Origin of the sequence: Pseudomonas sp. ACN5, assembly GCF_002303975.1 — a bacterium.
GTDB classification, from domain to species: Bacteria; Pseudomonadota; Gammaproteobacteria; order Pseudomonadales; family Pseudomonadaceae; genus Aquipseudomonas; species Aquipseudomonas laurylsulfatiphila.
On the sequence record NZ_MRCP01000002.1, the window covers coordinates 205,197 to 221,910 of the forward strand.

16 protein-coding genes are annotated in these 16,714 nt (G+C 59.4%); 7 read left to right on the top strand and 9 right to left on the bottom strand.

Annotated elements, in window-relative coordinates; all coding sequences use genetic code 11:
• The first annotated feature begins 80 nt into the window (after positions 1–80).
• On the top strand, positions 81–1,943 hold the full coding sequence (locus tag BSF40_RS04065; protein ID WP_007975446.1) for a DEAD/DEAH box helicase: 1,863 nt from the start codon (positions 81–83) through the stop codon (positions 1,941–1,943).
• Between the two features lie 179 nt (positions 1,944–2,122).
• Here BSF40_RS04065 and BSF40_RS04070 read toward each other — a convergent pair whose 3' ends face one another.
• On the bottom strand, positions 2,123–2,710 hold the full coding sequence (locus BSF40_RS04070) for a YceI family protein (protein ID WP_015097179.1): 588 nt from the start codon (positions 2,708–2,710) through the stop codon (positions 2,123–2,125).
• A 32-nt stretch (positions 2,711–2,742) separates the two neighbouring features.
• Positions 2,743–3,294 (bottom strand): cytochrome b, encoded by a 552-nt coding sequence (locus BSF40_RS04075; protein WP_095964176.1) that lies wholly within the window; start codon positions 3,292–3,294, stop codon positions 2,743–2,745.
• A 768-nt stretch (positions 3,295–4,062) separates the two neighbouring features.
• On the opposite strand from BSF40_RS04075, the gene BSF40_RS32940 reads away from it, so the two are divergent.
• Both BSF40_RS32940 and BSF40_RS04085 read left to right on the top strand, forming a co-directional pair.
• The gene (locus BSF40_RS32940) at positions 4,063–4,341 is read left to right on the top strand and encodes a hypothetical protein (RefSeq protein ID WP_256589412.1); all 279 of its coding nucleotides are present in this window, start codon (positions 4,063–4,065) and stop codon (positions 4,339–4,341) included.
• Positions 4,342–4,872: 531 nt separating this feature from the next.
• Complete coding sequence (locus BSF40_RS04085; protein WP_095964177.1) at positions 4,873–5,361, top strand: hypothetical protein; 489 nt, start codon at positions 4,873–4,875, stop codon at positions 5,359–5,361.
• A 416-nt stretch (positions 5,362–5,777) separates the two neighbouring features.
• Here BSF40_RS04085 and BSF40_RS04095 read toward each other — a convergent pair whose 3' ends face one another.
• Positions 5,778–7,541 (bottom strand): flavin monoamine oxidase family protein, encoded by a 1,764-nt coding sequence (locus BSF40_RS04095; RefSeq protein WP_095964179.1) that lies wholly within the window; start codon positions 7,539–7,541, stop codon positions 5,778–5,780.
• 223 nt (positions 7,542–7,764) lie between these two features.
• Between BSF40_RS04095 and BSF40_RS04100 the strand changes: the two genes are divergently transcribed.
• Positions 7,765–9,171, top strand: a complete 1,407-nt coding sequence (locus BSF40_RS04100) for an adenosylmethionine--8-amino-7-oxononanoate transaminase (protein WP_095964180.1) — start codon at positions 7,765–7,767, stop codon at positions 9,169–9,171.
• Between the two features lie 144 nt (positions 9,172–9,315).
• Complete coding sequence (locus BSF40_RS04105) at positions 9,316–10,035, top strand: 16S rRNA (uracil(1498)-N(3))-methyltransferase (protein WP_095964181.1); 720 nt, start codon at positions 9,316–9,318, stop codon at positions 10,033–10,035.
• A gap of 101 nt (positions 10,036–10,136) precedes the next feature.
• Here BSF40_RS04105 and BSF40_RS04110 read toward each other — a convergent pair whose 3' ends face one another.
• The 3 genes from BSF40_RS04110 to BSF40_RS04120 are packed head-to-tail and all read right to left on the bottom strand — an operon-like array spanning position 10,137 to position 12,688.
• Positions 10,137–11,039 (bottom strand): transporter substrate-binding domain-containing protein, encoded by a 903-nt coding sequence (locus tag BSF40_RS04110; RefSeq protein WP_095964182.1) that lies wholly within the window; start codon positions 11,037–11,039, stop codon positions 10,137–10,139.
• 29 nt (positions 11,040–11,068) lie between these two features.
• On the bottom strand, positions 11,069–11,419 hold the full coding sequence (locus BSF40_RS04115) for a RidA family protein (protein WP_007975437.1): 351 nt from the start codon (positions 11,417–11,419) through the stop codon (positions 11,069–11,071).
• Positions 11,420–11,446: 27 nt separating this feature from the next.
• On the bottom strand, positions 11,447–12,688 hold the full coding sequence (locus BSF40_RS04120; RefSeq protein ID WP_095964183.1) for a D-amino acid dehydrogenase: 1,242 nt from the start codon (positions 12,686–12,688) through the stop codon (positions 11,447–11,449).
• Positions 12,689–12,796: 108 nt separating this feature from the next.
• Between BSF40_RS04120 and BSF40_RS04125 the strand changes: the two genes are divergently transcribed.
• Entirely contained in the window at positions 12,797–13,714 is a 918-nt protein-coding gene (locus BSF40_RS04125) for a LysR family transcriptional regulator (RefSeq protein WP_095964184.1), read from the top strand.
• Here BSF40_RS04125 and BSF40_RS04130 read toward each other — a convergent pair.
• Complete coding sequence (locus tag BSF40_RS04130; RefSeq protein ID WP_007975433.1) at positions 13,711–14,328, bottom strand: hemolysin III family protein; 618 nt, start codon at positions 14,326–14,328, stop codon at positions 13,711–13,713. The genes BSF40_RS04125 and BSF40_RS04130 overlap by 4 nt on opposite strands.
• Before the next feature lie 167 nt (positions 14,329–14,495).
• On the opposite strand from BSF40_RS04130, the gene BSF40_RS04135 reads away from it, so the two are divergent.
• Positions 14,496–15,410, top strand: a complete 915-nt coding sequence (locus tag BSF40_RS04135) for a LysR substrate-binding domain-containing protein (protein ID WP_015097186.1) — start codon at positions 14,496–14,498, stop codon at positions 15,408–15,410.
• Positions 15,411–15,521: 111 nt separating this feature from the next.
• Here the strand turns inward: BSF40_RS04135 and madM are convergent, their stop codons facing one another.
• Both madM and madL read right to left on the bottom strand, forming a co-directional pair.
• Positions 15,522–16,286 (bottom strand): malonate transporter subunit MadM, encoded by a 765-nt coding sequence (madM, locus tag BSF40_RS04140; RefSeq protein WP_095964185.1) that lies wholly within the window; start codon positions 16,284–16,286, stop codon positions 15,522–15,524.
• A 1-nt stretch (position 16,287) separates the two neighbouring features.
• Positions 16,288–16,704, bottom strand: coding sequence for a malonate transporter subunit MadL (gene madL / locus BSF40_RS04145; RefSeq protein ID WP_095964186.1), 417 nt, complete (start codon positions 16,702–16,704; stop codon positions 16,288–16,290).
• Positions 16,705–16,714 lie beyond the last annotated feature (10 nt).

Sequence of the window (16,714 nt, forward strand, 5' to 3'; positions counted from 1 at the left end):
CGGGATTGCGTCCTCTTAAACGCAATTCGCGCCAGGCAAGACTCCCATTGGGCCAAGCCCTAACTAAAACAGGATTACTCATGTCCTTTGCTTCCCTCGGTCTCTCCGAGGCTTTAGTCCGCGCCATCGAGGCAGCGGGCTATACCGAGCCTACTCCGGTGCAACAGCGGGCCATTCCCGCCGTGTTGCAAGGTCGCGACCTGATGGTCGCGGCACAGACAGGTACTGGTAAAACCGGTGGTTTCGCCCTTCCGATCCTGGAGCGGTTGTTCCCCAACGGTCACCCGGACAAATCCCAGCGTCACGGCCCGCGCCAGCCGCGCGTGCTGGTCCTGACCCCGACTCGCGAACTCGCCGCGCAAGTGCATGAAAGCTTCAAGGTCTATGCCCGTGACCTGAAGTTCGTCAGCGCCTGCATCTTCGGTGGTGTCGGCATGAACCCGCAGGTTCAGGCCATGTCCCGTGGCGTAGACGTGCTGGTGGCCTGCCCCGGCCGCCTGCTCGACCTGGCCGGCCAAGGCAGTGTCGATCTGTCCCACGTGGAAATCCTCGTGCTGGACGAGGCCGACCGCATGCTCGACATGGGTTTCGTTCATGACGTGAAAAAGGTCCTGGCCCGCCTGCCGGCCAAACGCCAGAACCTGCTGTTCTCGGCGACCTTCTCCAAGGACATCACCGACCTCGCCGGCAAGCTGCTGCACAACCCGGAACGCATCGAAGTCACGCCGCCGAACACCACGGTCGAGCGTATCGAACAACGCGTATTCCGTCTGCCGGCCAGCCACAAGCGTGCCTTGTTGGCGCACCTGATCACCGCTGGCGCCTGGGAACAGGTGCTGGTGTTCACCCGCACCAAGCACGGCGCCAACCGCCTGGCCGAGTATCTGGACAAGCACGGCCTGAGCGCCGTCGCGATCCACGGCAACAAGAGCCAGAACGCCCGCACCAAAGCCCTGGCCGACTTCAAGGCCGGCACCGTGCGCATCCTGGTGGCCACCGACATCGCCGCCCGCGGCCTGGACATCGACCAGTTGCCACACGTGGTCAACTTCGAACTGCCGAATGTCGATGAAGACTACGTGCACCGTATCGGCCGTACCGGTCGTGCCGGTCGTTCGGGCGAGGCGATTTCGCTGGTCGCCCCGGACGAAGAAAAACTGCTCAAAAGCATCGAACGCATGACCAAACAGAAAATCGCCGACGGCGACCTGATGGGCTTCGATGCAAGCACCATCGAGGCGGAAAAGCCTGAAGTGCGCGAGCGTCCGGACATGCGCAACCCGCGCAATCCGCGTGGCCCGCGCGGCGACGGCCCGAACGGCAGCGGTGGCGGCGGCGGGCGCAAGGACAAAGGCAAGGACAAGGGCAAGGAAAAACCGGCCGGCGAACGCGGCGAGCGCCCTGCCCGTCAGCAGAAGCCACGTGAAGGCACTCCGGCACGCGAACAGCGTCCGAGCCAACCACCACGTGCCGCCGCTGACCGTGCCCCGGACGAGTTCCTGGACGACGATATCGATAACTTCGGTAACCGCGTCGACTACGTACCGCAGCAGAAACCCGCGCAAGGCCGTGGTCGCCGTCCGGGTGCTCCGGCACAGGGCACCGCCGCAGGCACTCCACGCTCCGGCAAGCCACAAGGTCGCCAGAATGGTCCGCGCAACAGCGATGGCGCCAGCACCGGTACCCCGCCGGCCAAGCGTAACGGTCCTCGCAGTGGCGCACCGCGCGATGGCCAGGCCCGCCGCGAAGACTCACGCAATCGCCGCCCGGCCCGTGACGACCAGCCTCGTTCGGAACCGGCTGTGCAGAACCCGCGTGGCCCGGCACCGAAGATCATGCACAAGGAATCGAAAGCCGACCGCTTCCCGACACCTGAGCAGCTGGATCAACTGCCAAGCCGTCCTCGTGGTGAGAAACCAGCGCTGCTGACCCGCAATCGCTGATTTGTCGCTGCAATAAAAAATGCCCCGGTTTGTGAGAACCGGGGCATTTTTTGTGGCTGATGTAAAACCCTGCAGGAGCGAGCTTGCTCGCGATGGTCGTCAACGATAACGCTGGAAGCCTGATGCTCCGCGGCGCTCTCACGTCTATCGCGAGCAGGCTCGCTCCTACAGACTCAGCATCACTTCGCTTTGACACCTTCGAACGTCACGTACATCTCAACCGCGTCGGACGATGGGCCCAGGTCTTTCTGCTTGCCGAAATCGGAACGCTTGAGGCTGAAAGTACCCTCAAAGCCTGCACGGTAGCCGCCCCATGGATCCTTGCCTTCGCCCAGGAAAGTGGCCTTGACCACGATTGGCTTGGTCACGCCAAGGATCGTCAGGTCGCCAGCCACGTCAGCAGTGTCCTTGCCAGCGGCGTTTTTGCCGGTGGGTTTGACGCTGGTGGAAACAAAAGTGGCTTTGCTGGCGTTCAGGAAATCTTTGCTGGCGATGTGCTTGTCACGCTCGGCGTTGTTGGTGAACACGCTGGCGGTATTCACGTTGAACTCGATCTTGCTGTCTTCAGGCTTGGCAGCGTCGAAGCTGAACTTGCCGTCGATGTCCTTGAAAGTACCGGTGATGAAGCTGTAGCCCAGGTGGCTGATCTTGAAGTCAACGAAGGCGTGCTGGCCTTCCTTGTCGACCACGTAATCAGCGGCCATTACGTTACCGGCGGACAACAGGGCCGAACCGATTGCCAGAGCGGCCAGAGTCTTTTTCAACATGCTTTGTTTTCCTTGGGAGTCGAGGTTGAACTTCAGGCTTTGCGACCCAGCATTCGCTTGAGGGTCACATCACGGTCGATAAAGTGGTGCTTCAATGCTGCCAACGCATGGAGGCCGGAAAAAATTACCAGCACCCACGCCAGATAGAGGTGAATCACGCCAGCGGTATCTGCCTGGTCCGGCAATCCGGAGACCAGAGCAGGCACTTCAAACAAGCCAAACACCGGGATACCGACGCCTTCTGCGGTGGAAATCAGGTAACCGGCAATCAACACGGCAAACAGACTGAGGTACAGGAAGCCATGACCGAACCTGGCGCCGAGGCGCGTCATGCGGCTGTAGCTGGTCAGGGTTGGCGGCGGCGGGCTGATGAAGCGCCACAGTACCCGCAGCAGCATCACACCCAGCACCACCAGGCCGATGCTCTTGTGCAGGTCCGGCGCGTCTTTGCGCCAGGTGCTGTAGTAGTCGAGCCCGACCATCCACAACCCAAGCGCGAACAAACCGAATACGGCCAGTGCCACGCCCCAGTGCATGAAGATACTGACCCAGCCGTAGCGGGAGGTAGAGTTTCGTAGCTGCATTGCCTGGATCCCTGTATGTGCCGGCTCAAGAGTATCGAGTTATCTATCGAATTAAAGCGGAAAAATTTGCTTTGAAATATCGAAAAATACGATCAACAGTCTGAAGCCTGCGAGTTAAGGAAAGATTAAAGTCGAAATTGTGAGGAAAAGTGAATACAAACCAGAGAACACCTGTATCAAAAGATTTATTCGATTCTGGTCCCGGTTTTTCTCCAGGCAAAAAAAAGCGCGGCCCTTGAGCCGAATGCTGATCGGTTAAGGATTTTGTGGGAGCGAGCCTGCTCGCGATGGGCTCAAGAACACCGCGGGGTACCCAGTGGGTCTGCATCATCGTTTACGACCATCGCGAGCAAGCTCGCGCCTACAATGAGCGACGGCACAACCTTCACCGATCCAGAGCCCTTGATGGCGCCCGTTGCCTTTCTGTTTCACGCGAACCTGTAATGTAGGTTTTAGAAAAGATATAAATATGTATAGCCACTTTCGATTTTTGACCTGATTGAATGAGAGCTCAACAACTCATTAATCAAGGAAAAAATATGGCTATTACTTACACACCCTTTCAAGCAAGCGGCTTGCCTTTGCTGCCTCCCAATCAAAGGATGTCGCCGGGGCAGTACCTTATGTCCGCGACATGGACGCTTTAAATTGATATTACAGGCTGATGGTAATCTGATCATTAAAGATGGCGAAGCTGTAATCTGGGTTGCAGATAGCAATCAGCCTTATAGTCGAACTACCTACCCAAAAAGAATGCGAGAGCCTCTGATGTATGCAATCAGCAATAGTGGTTTTCTCTATGATCCGTCCAGAAGGCGCTTATGGGTTGCTGAAAGCACCCACAGCATTGATAAATCGCTTTGGTACAACGCTTGTATGGCTATTCAAGACGATGGAAATTTAGTCATTTACGATCAGCGCAATGGCAGCCTGTGCTGGGCCCGCTTTGGATTCGTCCCTGGTCGCATTTCAAAGCCAAATCCGATAAAAATTTTATTTGAAGATAAGGAGATTAAAACTTGGAAGTTCTCATTAGACCCTCTTTAACCGTGTAAACCACTTACACAATTAAGAACTTTTGAAAACCGGAGGTGGTTGCAAACAATCAGGATCGTACGGATTTATCTGGCATTTATAGGCCAGTTCATGGCTATACCCCTTAGGAAACCATTCGCTACTTACACAGCCAGAAAGTGCTATCAATATGATTATTACTGCTAGTGATCTCATATACCCTCCAATTACCTGAAGAGTATAAAAATAAATATCAGTATCCAGCTATCATTTAGTTCCGAATTTTTTGTGGGAAGCTTCTGATGCATCACTGCCGCATGTAGGACCGCGCAGCAAAAACCGGATGTTTCATGTTTGATGGCAAAAAAAAGGTTTTGCGCCTGAATGCGGGTGAGGTTCGCCTTCACCGAACCAAAGCGCTGGAAGACTATGGCTGCCGCTTCGTTTCGCTTCACATCAACCTGCGCTGACTACTAATAAGAAAAGCGATAAATATATATCGCCACCCATCTATTAAATATTTATTGAATGAGCTCTCACTAACTTGTTAACAAGGATCTAAATATGGCTATTACTTACACCCCATTTCAAGCAAGTGGCTCGATGGTGCTACCGCCCAATCAAACAATGTCACCGGGACAATATCTAATGTCGCAGAGCGGGCGATTTCGATTATTGTTGCAGGCAGATGGAAACTTAGTCATTACGGACAATGGTGCTATAACTTGGATTGCAGATGCCAACCAGCCTTATAGTAGAACTTTGCATCCGAAAAAAATGCGTGAACCTCTGATGTTTGTAATCAGTAATAGCGGCTTTCTTTATGATCCAACCAGAAGGAGGACATGGATTGCTGAAAGCACTCACAGCACTGATAAATCGCTCTGGTACAACACGTGCATGATCATTCAGGATGACGGAAATTTGGTCATTTACGATCAGCGCACGGGTAATCCGTGCTGGGCTCGCTTTGGATTTGTTCCAGGTCGTTTCCCCAAGCAAAGGCAGATTTTTGTAATCCAAGGCATACCGATTTTTCATTGGGAGTGGTAATTAGCCACTCCGCTTTAAACACAGAAAAACCATCAAATTACAGCAATTAATTAACTGAGCACTCTGGCTTGTAAGCGTCCATTTGGCATTTGTGAGCCAGCTCAGCATCTCGCTTGGAAAGCATATGTATCTTTAGAGGATCTCTATAATCGCCGACTACACAGCCAGAAAACGTCATAAAAACCAAAACCATCAGAAGTAATTTCATATATCCCTCCACATTTTTGAAGAACATATGCTTCAAACTCAAGCCTATCGATCATTTAAATCTGATTATTTTGTGGGAAGCTTCTGATACATCGTAAAAACCTGTAGGACTGAAATTATGACGTTACGATTGCAGAGATGGAGTGCAAGCAAAACCAAATGAACAAAAAAAACGCGGCCCTCGGGCCGCGCTTTTTTACGCCTGAACGTTACTGAGCCTTGGTCTCAGTGGTCGCCGCCGGCTTGGCTGCTGGCTTCTTCGCCGGTTCAGTTTTTTTTGCCGGAGCCTTGGCCGGGGCTTTTTTGGCCTCGGTCTTGGCTGCCGGTTTCGCCGCGGTCTTGGCTGGAGCCTTCTTGGCTGGCTCGGTTTTTACCGGTGCCGCAGGCTTCGGTGCTTCCACCGGGGCCGGCGCGGCGGCCGGGGCTGGTGTCGGAGCAGGTGCTGGCGGTGCAACAGGCTCAGGCGTCTTGACCGGTTCCGGCTTCTTCTCGTCATCCGAGCCGCCGAACAGGTTGCTGAAGAAGTTGCCTTTTTTCGCCGCCACCGCACCAGCGCCTGCCGCAGCAGCCGCTGCCGGGACTACTTTGGCGGGTTCGAACGACTTGCCCGCCGCCAGGTCTTCAACCTGGCTGGCTGCACGTTGACCGGTGCGCAGCGCGCCTTCCAGAGTGCCCGGGTACAGGGTATCGGTGTGTTCGCCAGCGAAGGCTACGCGCTGAACCGGGCGTTCCCACAGGCGCCAGAACTTGCTGATCTGGCCCGGGCCGAAGGCCAGGTAGGCGCCACCAGTCGATGGGTCGGTGCTGTAGCGACGGATTTCATAACCGGTGAACGAACCACGGGCCTGTGGATAGAACGCGTGCAGGCGGATCAACACCTGATCGACCATCTGCTTGTCGCCGAACGCCTGCATTACTCGCGCATTGTCGCCGGACAGGTTGATCACCACGTTGGCGCCGCCCTTCAGGGCAGGCTCGACCCACAACATGCCCAGGCCGGTGTTGCTGTAGATCTCGCCGGACATGCGCGCCTTGCTTTCCCACACCGGCGTCTTGAACTTCAGCATGATCTGGTCACGCCAGCCGTAGTTGGTGCCCTTGATCGCCGCCAGGTGCTGGGCGTCCAGCGCCGGGGTCATCTGGATCTTGTTCAGGGCGCGCAGTGGCACCGCCAACACCACGTAGTCAGCCCGATAGCCAACACCATCGACTTTGACGGCCACGCCATCCTTGTCCTGAATGATCGACGAGACGGGGGAGTTGGTCTTGATGGTTTTAAGCTGCTTGACCAGGGCCTGGGCCAGCACCGGGCTGCCACCGACCAGCCGCGAAGCGCGCAGGTCGCGATCGGAGACGCCACGGTAGACGCGGCTCTGCTGCGCGAAGTACAGCAGCGACAAGCGCGAAGGTTCGTCGTAGCGGGTACGGATCTGCTGGTTGATCAACTGACGGGCGGTGGCCGGCAGGTTCTGCTTGTCGAGCCAGCTCGACACGTTGATCTGATCCAGCGCGTGCAGCGTGTTGTTGGCGGCCGGGTTCAGCGGGTCATCGATCGAACGCGCCAGATCGTCGACGGTCTTGTCGAAGCGCTTGAGCGCCTCGGCGGTGGCCGGTTGTTTAGTCGCCAGATCGGCGGCAGAGAAATACTCGCCATCGATCAGGTAGCTTGGGGTCCGCACGAATTCAGGGGCCGGCGTGGTGCTCAGCTTGAAGTTCGATACGTACTTGTTCAGCACCGGCTGAGTCTTGTCGTTGCCGATCCACTCGCTGGTGGCCATGCCGGAACGGCCGCCCAGGCTCGACCTGGCTTCCAGCAGGGTGACCTGCCAGCCCTTGCTCTGCAGCTCGTACGCGGCAGTCAGGCCCGACAGGCCGCCGCCGATCACGATCGCGGTTTTATCCTTGGCCAGCGCAGACACGCTGAACAGCCCCAACATCACCAGCGCACAGGCGCGCAGCCAACCGACAGACATTCAGCGAACTCCGGAATTACACAAGGAAAACAGCAGTTTTTGCGAGCCAGACGGCTCAAGAGCCGCGAAGGATACGTCAGCCATCAGGCACCTGCCAGCAACGTCGATCGGCCTGAACAAAGTAGTTCATTCGACACAATGGGTTGTCCCCGTGGCACGCATTGCATAGGCTTGCCCGATTGTTTGTCCGCGCAGGTCACGGACCGCCTCCAGGAGAGTGAAAATGGGCCTGAATAATCAGTGGATGCAACGCGATCTCGCCGTGTTGTGGCATCCCTGCACCCAGATGAAAGATCACGAACAACTGCCGCTGATCCCGATCAAACGCGGGGAAGGCGTGTGGCTGGAAGACTTCGAAGGCAAACGCTACCTCGATGCGGTCAGCTCCTGGTGGGTCAATGTGTTCGGGCACGCCAACCCGCGGATCAATCAGCGCATCAAGGATCAGGTCGATCAGCTCGAACATGTGATCCTTGCCGGCTTCAGTCATCAACCGGTGATCGAGTTGTCCGAACGCCTGGTGAAAATGACGCCGGAAGGCCTGACCCGGTGCTTCTACGCCGATAACGGCTCGTCCTGCATCGAAGTCGCGCTGAAAATGAGCTTTCACTACTGGCTCAATCGCGGTCAGCCGAACAAGAAGCGCTTCGTCACCCTGACCAACAGCTACCACGGCGAAACCATGGCGGCGATGTCGGTGGGCGACGTGCCGCTGTTCACCGAGACCTACAAGGCGCTATTGATGGACACCATCAAAGTGCCGAGCCCGGACTGCTACCAGCGTCCCGAGGGCATGAGCTGGGAAGACCATTCGCGCAATATGTTCGCTGCGATGGAGCAGACCCTGGCCGAGAACCATGACAGCGTCGCAGCCGTGATTGTCGAGCCGCTGATCCAGGGCGCCGGTGGCATGCGCATGTACCATCCGGTGTACCTCAGGCTGCTGCGCGAAGCCTGCGACCGCTACGGCGTGCACCTGATCCACGACGAAATCGCCGTCGGTTTCGGCCGCACCGGGACGATGTTCGCCTGTGAACAGGCCGGTATCCGCCCGGACTTCTTGTGCCTGTCCAAGGCCCTGACCGGCGGCTATCTGCCGCTGGCGGCGTGCATGACCACAGACGAGGTCTACAGCGCCTTCTACGACGACTACCCGACCCTGCGCGCCTTCCTGCACTCCCACAGCTACACCGGCAACCCGCTGGCGTGCGCGGCGGCCCTGGCGACCCTGGACATTTTCGAAGAAGACAACGTCATCGAGAACAACAAGGCCCTGGCGCAGCGCATGGCTTCGTCGACGGCGCATCTGGTGGATCATCCGAACGTGTCCGAAGTGCGCCAGACCGGCATGGTGCTGGCCATCGAGATGGTCAAGGACAAGGCCAGCAAAGAGGCTTACCCGTGGCAGGAACGCCGAGGCCTGAAGGTGTTCCAGCACGCCCTGGAGCGCGGTGCCTTACTGCGTCCATTGGGCAGCGTGGTGTATTTCCTGCCGCCGTACGTGATCACCCCGGAGCAGATCGACTTCCTGGCCGATGTGGCCAGCGAAGGGATCGACATTGCCACCCGTGACAGCGTCAGCGTGGCGGTGCCGAAGGACTTCCATCCGGGGTTCCGTGATCCGGGTTGATTGTTTTTACCTGGACTGTTGTGGGGTCAGGGCTGACGCCTTCGCGAGCAAGCCCGCTCCCACAGTTGACCGCATTACCCTGTGGGAGCGGGCTTGCTCGCGAAGGCGCCCATAAGACCTACACACGAATTACAGAGACCCCGCATGAGACTGTCCCGCTTCTTCATCGACGCCCCCCTGAGCACCGGCGAGCACGAGTTGCCCGAAGCCCAGGCCCATTACATCAGCCGCGTGCTGCGCATGGCCGAGGGCGATGCGTTGCAATTGTTCGACGGCTCGGGCCAGGAGTTTCGCGCCAGGCTGGTCGAAGTCGGCAAAAAGCGCGTGGTGGTGCAGATCGATGAAAGCTTTGCCGGGCAGATCGAATCGCCGCTGCAGATCCATCTCGGCCAGGGCCTGTCCCGGGGCGAGCGCATGGACTGGGCGATTCAGAAAGCCACGGAACTGGGCGTCAGCGAAATCACCCCGATCTTCACCGAACGCTGCGAAGTCCGGCTCAAGGACGAGCGCGCCGACAAACGCCTGCTGCACTGGCGCCAGGTGGCGATCAGCGCTTGCGAGCAATGCGGGCGCTCACGGGTACCGGTGATTCATCCGCCGCTGCTGCTGGCTGACTGGTTGAAGCAGACGCAAGCCGAGTTGAAGCTGGTGCTGCACCCGGTGGCCGAGCCGCTGGTGAGCCATGCCAAACCTTCAAGCCTGGCATTTCTGATCGGTCCGGAGGGTGGTTTGTCCGATGCCGAAGTCGATCAGGCCAAGGCCGGCGGCTTCCACGCCGCCCGCCTCGGTCCACGAGTACTGCGCACCGAAACCGCGCCGGTGGTGGCGTTGGCGGTGGCCCAGCAACTCTGGGGTGACTTCTAGTGCCTCTTCGCGAGCAAGCTCGCTCCCACATTGGAACGCGTTCTGTGGGAGCGGGCTTGCTCGCGAATGGCCGCGACACGGTCTAGAGGCCGATCTGGCTGCTACTGCACCGGATCACTCACCGGTTTGGCAATGATCGCCTTGAGTTCGCTGGTCATCGGGAACTCAAGGTTCAAACCCTTCGGCGGGATCGGCTGCTCGAACCAGCGTTTGTAGATGCCATTGATCTCGCCCGAGCTGTACAGCTCCGCCAACGCACCGTTGACCAGCGCCAGGAACTGCGGATCGTCCTTGCGCACCATGCAGCTGTAGATCTCCCGCGATTGCTCCTCCCCGACCACCACCCATTTGTGCGGGTCGTTGGCCTTTGCGCGTTCGCCATAGAGCAGCGCGTCGTCCATGTAGAACGCCACCGCCCGGCCCGACTGCAGCATCTGGAAGGCTTCGCCGTGGTCCTTGGCGCTGATCACGAACATGTCGATCTTGTGATCGACGTTGTAGCTTTTCAGGAAGCGCTCGTTGGTGGTGCCGGCGGTGGTCACCACGTTCTTGCCGCGCAGGTCAGCGAAGCTCTTGATCCCGCTGTCCTTCGCGGTCAGCAACTGGCCTTTGACGTAGATGAAACCATAAGAGAACGCCACCTGCTTCTGTCGTTCGGCAGTCACGCCGGTAGAGCCGCACTCCAGGTCCACGGTGCCGTTTTGCACCAGTGGAATACGGGTCTGCGAGGTCACCAGGTTGTACTTCACCTTCAAGTCCGGTAGCGCCAGTTGCTGCTGGATGCGCTCGACGATCTTGCCCGCCAGATCCACCGAGTAACCCATCGGCGTGCCGCTGTGATCACCCACGTAGGAGAACGGCACCGAAGCATCGCGATAGCCCAGGGTGATGCTGTTGGCGCTGGCGATTTTACTCAGGGTGCCGGTCAGCGGCGCTTCATTGGCCTGAACCTGACTGCCGAGCAACAGGCCAAGCGTACAAGCGAGCAACGTGATTTTTTGCATTGTTATTCTCCGTTGTGGGTGTTGGTTTATCAGACGCGTGCAGCGATGACGGTGATTTCCACCAGCACCTGCGGGCGGGCCAGTTCGGCCTGCACCGTGGTGCGGCTCGGTGCCTGCCCCGGCGATAGCCAGGCCGACCAGACCTCGTTCATCGCGGCGAAATCCTCGGTGATGTTCTTCAGGTAAATGGTCGCACTGAGCAGATGATCCTTGTCGCTGCCCGCCTCGGCCAGCAAGGTATCGATTTTCGCCAGCACTTCGCGGGTCTGGCCGCTGGCATCCCGGGCATCGCCCGGCACCTGCCCGGAGAGAAACACCAGGTCGCCAAAGGTCACGGCGCCGGACAGGCGCGGGTTGCTGTGCAGTCGGGTAATGGTCATTACAGTGTCCTCTTCAGAAATCGCTATTCAGGCGGCCCGGTGGTTGAAACCGCGCAGGTCGATGGAAGGCTCGCGCTCGCCGATCAGCTCGCTGAGCAAGCACCCGCTGCCGCATGCCAGGGTGAAACCCAGCGCGCCGTGGCCGAGGTTGAGCCACAGGTTGCGATACGCCGTCGCGCCCAGCAACGGCACACCGCCAGGGGTGGCCGGGCGCATGCCAGCCCACTCGACGGCTTCGTCGTAGGCGCCGGCATTTGGAAAGGTGTCATGGGCCTGGCGCTTGATCAGCGCCAGGCGCTTGGGGTCCAAAGCAGGGTCGAAGCCGACAATGTCGACCATTGCCGCCACTCGCAATTGCTTGCCGATGCGGGCATAGACGATCTTGCGGTCGTAGTCGGTGATGCTCACGTCCGGCGCCCGGTGACCGGCGCCGATCGGCACGGTCAGGCTGTAGCCCTTGAGCGGATAAAGCGGCAGCTGCAGCCCGGGCAGCGCCAACAGCGGACTGCGGTGACCGGCGGCGATCACCAGTTGATCGACCGGCAGCACTTGCTCGCCCAGTTCGATGGCGTTGACGCTGCCATTGCTGTGGCGGATGCCGGTTACCGCTTGCCCGAGACGAAACTCGCAACGACCGGACGCTTGCAGCCGGGCGGCCAGTTGCTGGCAAAAACCGTGGCAGTCGCCCACCTCTTCGTCCGGGGTGTAGATCGCCCCGACAAAGGGCGCATCGATCAGCGCCGGTTCCAGTTGCACGCATTCGGCCGGCGACAACACCTGCTGTTGCTGCGGGTCGGCCAGGCTCTGGCGCGCATGCTCGAAGCTGCTGTCCTGACGGAAAGTCACCAGTTTGCCATTGCGCCGCCACTGGAATCCCGTCAGCCCATCGTCCTCGCGCCAGGACTTCAAAGTGTCCTGGCTGAACAGCGCCAGGCGCAGCAAGTGCGCGGCGTTCTCGCGGTTGACCGAGCGGCGGCAGGCGCCGAGGAACGATGCCATCCAGCGCCACTGGGCCGGGTCAAAGCGCGGGCGCAGCTTCAACGGTGAGTCGCCGCGCAGCATCCAGCCAATGGCTTGCAAAGGCACACCGGCGTCGGCCAGGGGCGCGACATAGCGATAGGACAACTGGCCGCCGTTGGCGAAGCTGGTTTCGCTGCCCAGCGAGTCCCGTGCCTCGACCACCGTCACCTCAAAGCCGTCGCGCACCAGCGCATAGGCCGTTGCCAGGCCAATCACACCGCCACCGATGATGCACACACGCTGAGCCATGTCCGTCCTTAAACCGTTGTGAAGACGAGGCCAAGGTTAGAGCCAGGTGACAGACGTTGAACAATGCATAAAGATGGCAAACCCATAAAAAAAGGTTATGGACTTGCCATGCGCCTTCGCCATATCGAGATTTTCCAGGCCATCCGCCAGACCGGTTCGATCAGCGCTGCTGCGCAATTGCTGCACGTCTCGCAGCCAGCGGTGAGCAAGGTGTTGCAGCACGCCGAGCAACAATTGGGTTTCCCGCTGTTCCTGCGGGTACGCGGCAAGTTGCAGGCGACGCCGGAAGCGCTGGAGCTGGAGCGTGAAGTGGACAAGGTCAGTGAAAGCCTGCAAGGCGTGCGACGCTTGGCGCAGAGCCTGCGCCGCGAACCGGGCCACAGCCTGCGCATCGGTGCCACCCCGGCGCTGGCCCTGTCATTGCTGCCGCCGGCCATTCACGAATGGACCAGGCGTTACCCGGACATCGCTTGCGAACTCTCCAGTGCCCACAGTCGCGAACTGGTACAGAACCTGTTGATGCGCGAAGTGGATGTCGCCCTGACCCTGCAACGCCCGGATCACCCGGGACTCAAGGCTCAGGCGCTGGCGTCCGGCGTGTTGGTGGCGCTGGCGCCGAGTGGTTACTGGCCTCAGGGAGAAGTGGGTAAACCGTTGCCGCTGATGGCGCTGGCGGATGCGCCGCTGATCGGCCTATCCAGCGCCGATCCACTGGCCGCGCGGCTCGACAGTTACCTGGAAGCGGTCGAACCGCCGCCCCGGGTACGCATCGCCGTGCAAACCTACTCACTGGCACGGGCGATGGTGGAATCCGGCGCGGGCCTGGCGGTGATCGATCCGTTCACCGCCCTTGGCGCCTCTCCCGCCAACACAATGATCCGCCCCCTGGCACCGCCGTTACCCATCACCCTGTACGCAGTGACCCGTGCCGCCGAACCGCCGCCCCACACCTTGAACGACCTGTTGCAGGTGTTCAGCCGCCGAGCCCGGGAGCAGCTGGATCGGCTGGCCCCGGTACAGCCTTAAAGGACATAAAAGAAAATCGCCACAAAGTGCAGCAAACTCCCGGCGATCACGAACAGATGCCAGATCCCGTGGGCATGGCGCAGGCGATGATCAAGGGCAAAAAAGATAATCCCCACCGTGTACAACACCCCGCCCGAGGCCAACCACGCAAATCCGGCGCCGCCCAGCGCCGCGAGCAGTGGCTTGACCGCCACCAGCACAATCCAGCCCATCACCGCATAAATCACGATCGACAGAATCCGCGCCTCCGAGCGCGGCTTGATTTCTTGCAGGATGCCGATCAGCGCCAGCCCCCAGACAATCCCGAACAAGGTCCAGCCCCACGGCCCGCGCAGGGTCACCAGGCAGAACGGCGTGTAGCTGCCGGCGATCAACAGGTAGATCGAGAAGTGATCGACCTTCTGCATGATCGCTTTCTTGCGCCCGCGCACGCTGTGGTACACGGTCGATGCGCTGTAAAGCACCAGCAAGGTAAAGGCGTAGATCGCCATGCTGACAATCTTCCACGGGCTGCCGTCGAGACTGGCCAGCACAATCAGCCACACCCCGCCGATAAACGCCGCCACCGCCCCGGCCAGATGCGTCCAGGCGTTCAGTCTTTCTCCGTGATACATGTGGTGCTCACCTCGAATTTCATCAGCACAACGCGCTAGGCTCAGGCCTCAAGGTTAAAAGCGCAATGTTTCCGTATAGCGCAATCCCGTGTAGGAGCCTTCGGCAGCTCCTACAACGCTCAGTGTTTAACGGGCACAATTGACCGATACCAAAAAGAGTCCGCCCCATGCTGATCGATGAAGAGTTGACCCTGAAAAAACTCGAGGTGTTCCTGGCCTTCATGCGCACCGGCAACCTGGCACGCGCCGCCGCCGAATTGCAGACCAGCAACGTCAGCGTGCATCGGGCGATCCATTCCCTGGAAAGTGCCCTGCGCTGTCCGTTGTTCAAACACGAAGGCCGTAGCCTTACGCCGCTGGAAAGCGCTTACGTGCTGGAAGAACGGGCGCAGAAGCTGATTCAGGATGTCGTCGAAAGCGTGCGCCTGACCCGCGAGGCCGCTGGGTTCTCGGCCGAGCGTTTCAAGTTGGGCTCGCTGTATTCGCTGACGGTGAAGACCGTACCGCAACTGATCATGGGCCTGAAAATCCGCCGCAGCGAACTCAACATCGACCTGATTCTGGGCTCCAACATCGACCTGCTCTACAAGCTCAAGAACATGGAAGTCGATGCGATCCTGGTGTCGCTGGACGACAGCATCAACGACCCGGATTGCGAACAGATCCCGTTGTTTTCCGATGACATCTTCCTCGCCACACCCGCCGACTCGAAGTTTGCCCAGCGGACTGAAGTCGACCTGGCCGAGGTCCGCGACGAAACCTTCATCACCCTGACCCAGGGCTTCGCCACCCATCAGGACGGCAAGCGGGTATTCGAGCAGGCAGGGTTCGAGCCGAAGGTGGCGATGCAGGTCAACGACATATTCACCCTGCTGAGCATGGTCAGTTCGGGCGTGGGTTATGCGTTGCTGCCGGGACGGATTGCGGCGGTGTATGAGAATCGGGTGAAGCTGATCCCGTTGCAGGAAAAGTATCGGTTACAGCAACACATTGGCGTGGTGTTTCTGAAGGCCAAGGAGCGTGATCCAAACCTGCTGGCGTTGCTGGCGGAGTGTCGGATGTATGCCAATCGGCAGGCTTGAAACCGAGTCGCGCCCTTCGCGAGCAAGCCCGCTCCCACATTCGACCGCATTCCAAATGTGGGAGCGGGCTTGCTCGCGAAAGCGTCAGACCCGAAAACTCAGCCCCTGAACCTAGCCGACAATCCCGCGAACAATGAAGAACAACAGCGAAGGCCCCAGCAAGCAGCCAAGCCCGGTGTGGAAGGTCGCGGTCAACGCGCCATAAGGCACCAGGCGTCGATCTGTCGCCGCCAGCCCCGCCGTCACACCGCTCACAGTGCCGGCCAGCCCGCCAAACACCATCGCCGAGCGCGGGTTGTCCAGGCCCATCCAGCGCGCCGCCATCGGCGTGCCGACCATCACCAGGATCGCCTTGATCAGGCCGGTGGCAATCGACAGCGCCATCACATCGGAACTGGCGCCAATCGCGGCCCCGGTCACTGGCCCGACGATGTAGGTCACCGCACCAGCGCCAATGGTGGTCATGCTCACCGCATCGCGGTAACCGAATACCCAGGCCATGCACGCGCCGACGATAAACGGCAGCACCGTGCCCAACAAAAGCGCGATCACGCCGATCAAACCGGCCTTTTTCGCTTCGGTGGCCTGCACCTCGAATGCCGTGGCGACGATGGCAAAGTCCCGCAGCATGGCACCACCCATCAACCCGATACCGGAAAACAGCGTCAAGTCCGCCAGGCCCTTTTGCCCGCCGGTCATAGTTCCGCCAACCCAGGCCAGCACCAGGCCGATGACGATGGCAATCGCCGAACCGTGGATGCGTCCGAAGGTCAGGCGTTTGGAGATCACCACTGACACCCACATGATCACGCCGACGAAGGCGAATGCGGTGACCAGACCGTTGTGTTCCAGACCGCTCTTGATCAGATCCCACATATCAGCGACCTCCTGCCGGTGCGCCAACCGACGTTACATCCGCCGGTTCATCGGGCAAGGGTTCGCCTTTGTGGGTCCGGCTGATCAGGGCAATGGTGCAACCGCAGACCACCACCGAACCGATCGCCGCCAACACCGCTACCGGACCACCGTGCAGCGCCGTGACCACGTTTTGTTGCGCCGCCATCGCCACCACCACCGGGATGTACATCGCGCCCCAGAAGCCGACGCCCATCTCGCACTCCCGGGTCATGCCGCCACGCCTGTGCATCCACAACCGTGCGCAAATCAGCAGGATCATCGCGATCCCGACGCCGCCGACGTTTGATTTCACGCCCAGCAACACGCCGAGCATGTCACCCATGATCACCCCTGCCAGCGTACAGATCGCCAACAGCGCCACACCGTAAATAATCATTGTCGTAGTC

Bases quoted from the DNA above. Each gene is read 5' to 3' on its own strand.
- BSF40_RS04065 (WP_007975446.1), top strand. From the start codon at position 81: ATGTCCTTTGCTTCCCTCGGTCTCTCCGAGGCTTTAGTCCGCGCCATC.
- BSF40_RS04070 (WP_015097179.1), bottom strand. From the start codon at position 2,710: ATGTTGAAAAAGACTCTGGCCGCTCTGGCAATCGGTTCGGCCCTGTTG.
- BSF40_RS04075 (WP_095964176.1), bottom strand. From the start codon at position 3,294: ATGCAGCTACGAAACTCTACCTCCCGCTACGGCTGGGTCAGTATCTTC.
- BSF40_RS32940 (WP_256589412.1), top strand. From the start codon at position 4,063: ATGTATGCAATCAGCAATAGTGGTTTTCTCTATGATCCGTCCAGAAGG.
- BSF40_RS04085 (WP_095964177.1), top strand. From the start codon at position 4,873: ATGGCTATTACTTACACCCCATTTCAAGCAAGTGGCTCGATGGTGCTA.
- BSF40_RS04095 (WP_095964179.1), bottom strand. From the start codon at position 7,541: ATGTCTGTCGGTTGGCTGCGCGCCTGTGCGCTGGTGATGTTGGGGCTG.
- BSF40_RS04100 (WP_095964180.1), top strand. From the start codon at position 7,765: ATGGGCCTGAATAATCAGTGGATGCAACGCGATCTCGCCGTGTTGTGG.
- BSF40_RS04105 (WP_095964181.1), top strand. From the start codon at position 9,316: ATGAGACTGTCCCGCTTCTTCATCGACGCCCCCCTGAGCACCGGCGAG.
- BSF40_RS04110 (WP_095964182.1), bottom strand. From the start codon at position 11,039: ATGCAAAAAATCACGTTGCTCGCTTGTACGCTTGGCCTGTTGCTCGGC.
- BSF40_RS04115 (WP_007975437.1), bottom strand. From the start codon at position 11,419: ATGACCATTACCCGACTGCACAGCAACCCGCGCCTGTCCGGCGCCGTG.
- BSF40_RS04120 (WP_095964183.1), bottom strand. From the start codon at position 12,688: ATGGCTCAGCGTGTGTGCATCATCGGTGGCGGTGTGATTGGCCTGGCA.
- BSF40_RS04125 (WP_095964184.1), top strand. From the start codon at position 12,797: ATGCGCCTTCGCCATATCGAGATTTTCCAGGCCATCCGCCAGACCGGT.
- BSF40_RS04130 (WP_007975433.1), bottom strand. From the start codon at position 14,328: ATGTATCACGGAGAAAGACTGAACGCCTGGACGCATCTGGCCGGGGCG.
- BSF40_RS04135 (WP_015097186.1), top strand. From the start codon at position 14,496: ATGCTGATCGATGAAGAGTTGACCCTGAAAAAACTCGAGGTGTTCCTG.
- madM (WP_095964185.1), bottom strand. From the start codon at position 16,286: ATGTGGGATCTGATCAAGAGCGGTCTGGAACACAACGGTCTGGTCACC.
- madL (WP_095964186.1), bottom strand. From the start codon at position 16,704: ATGATTATTTACGGTGTGGCGCTGTTGGCGATCTGTACGCTGGCAGGG.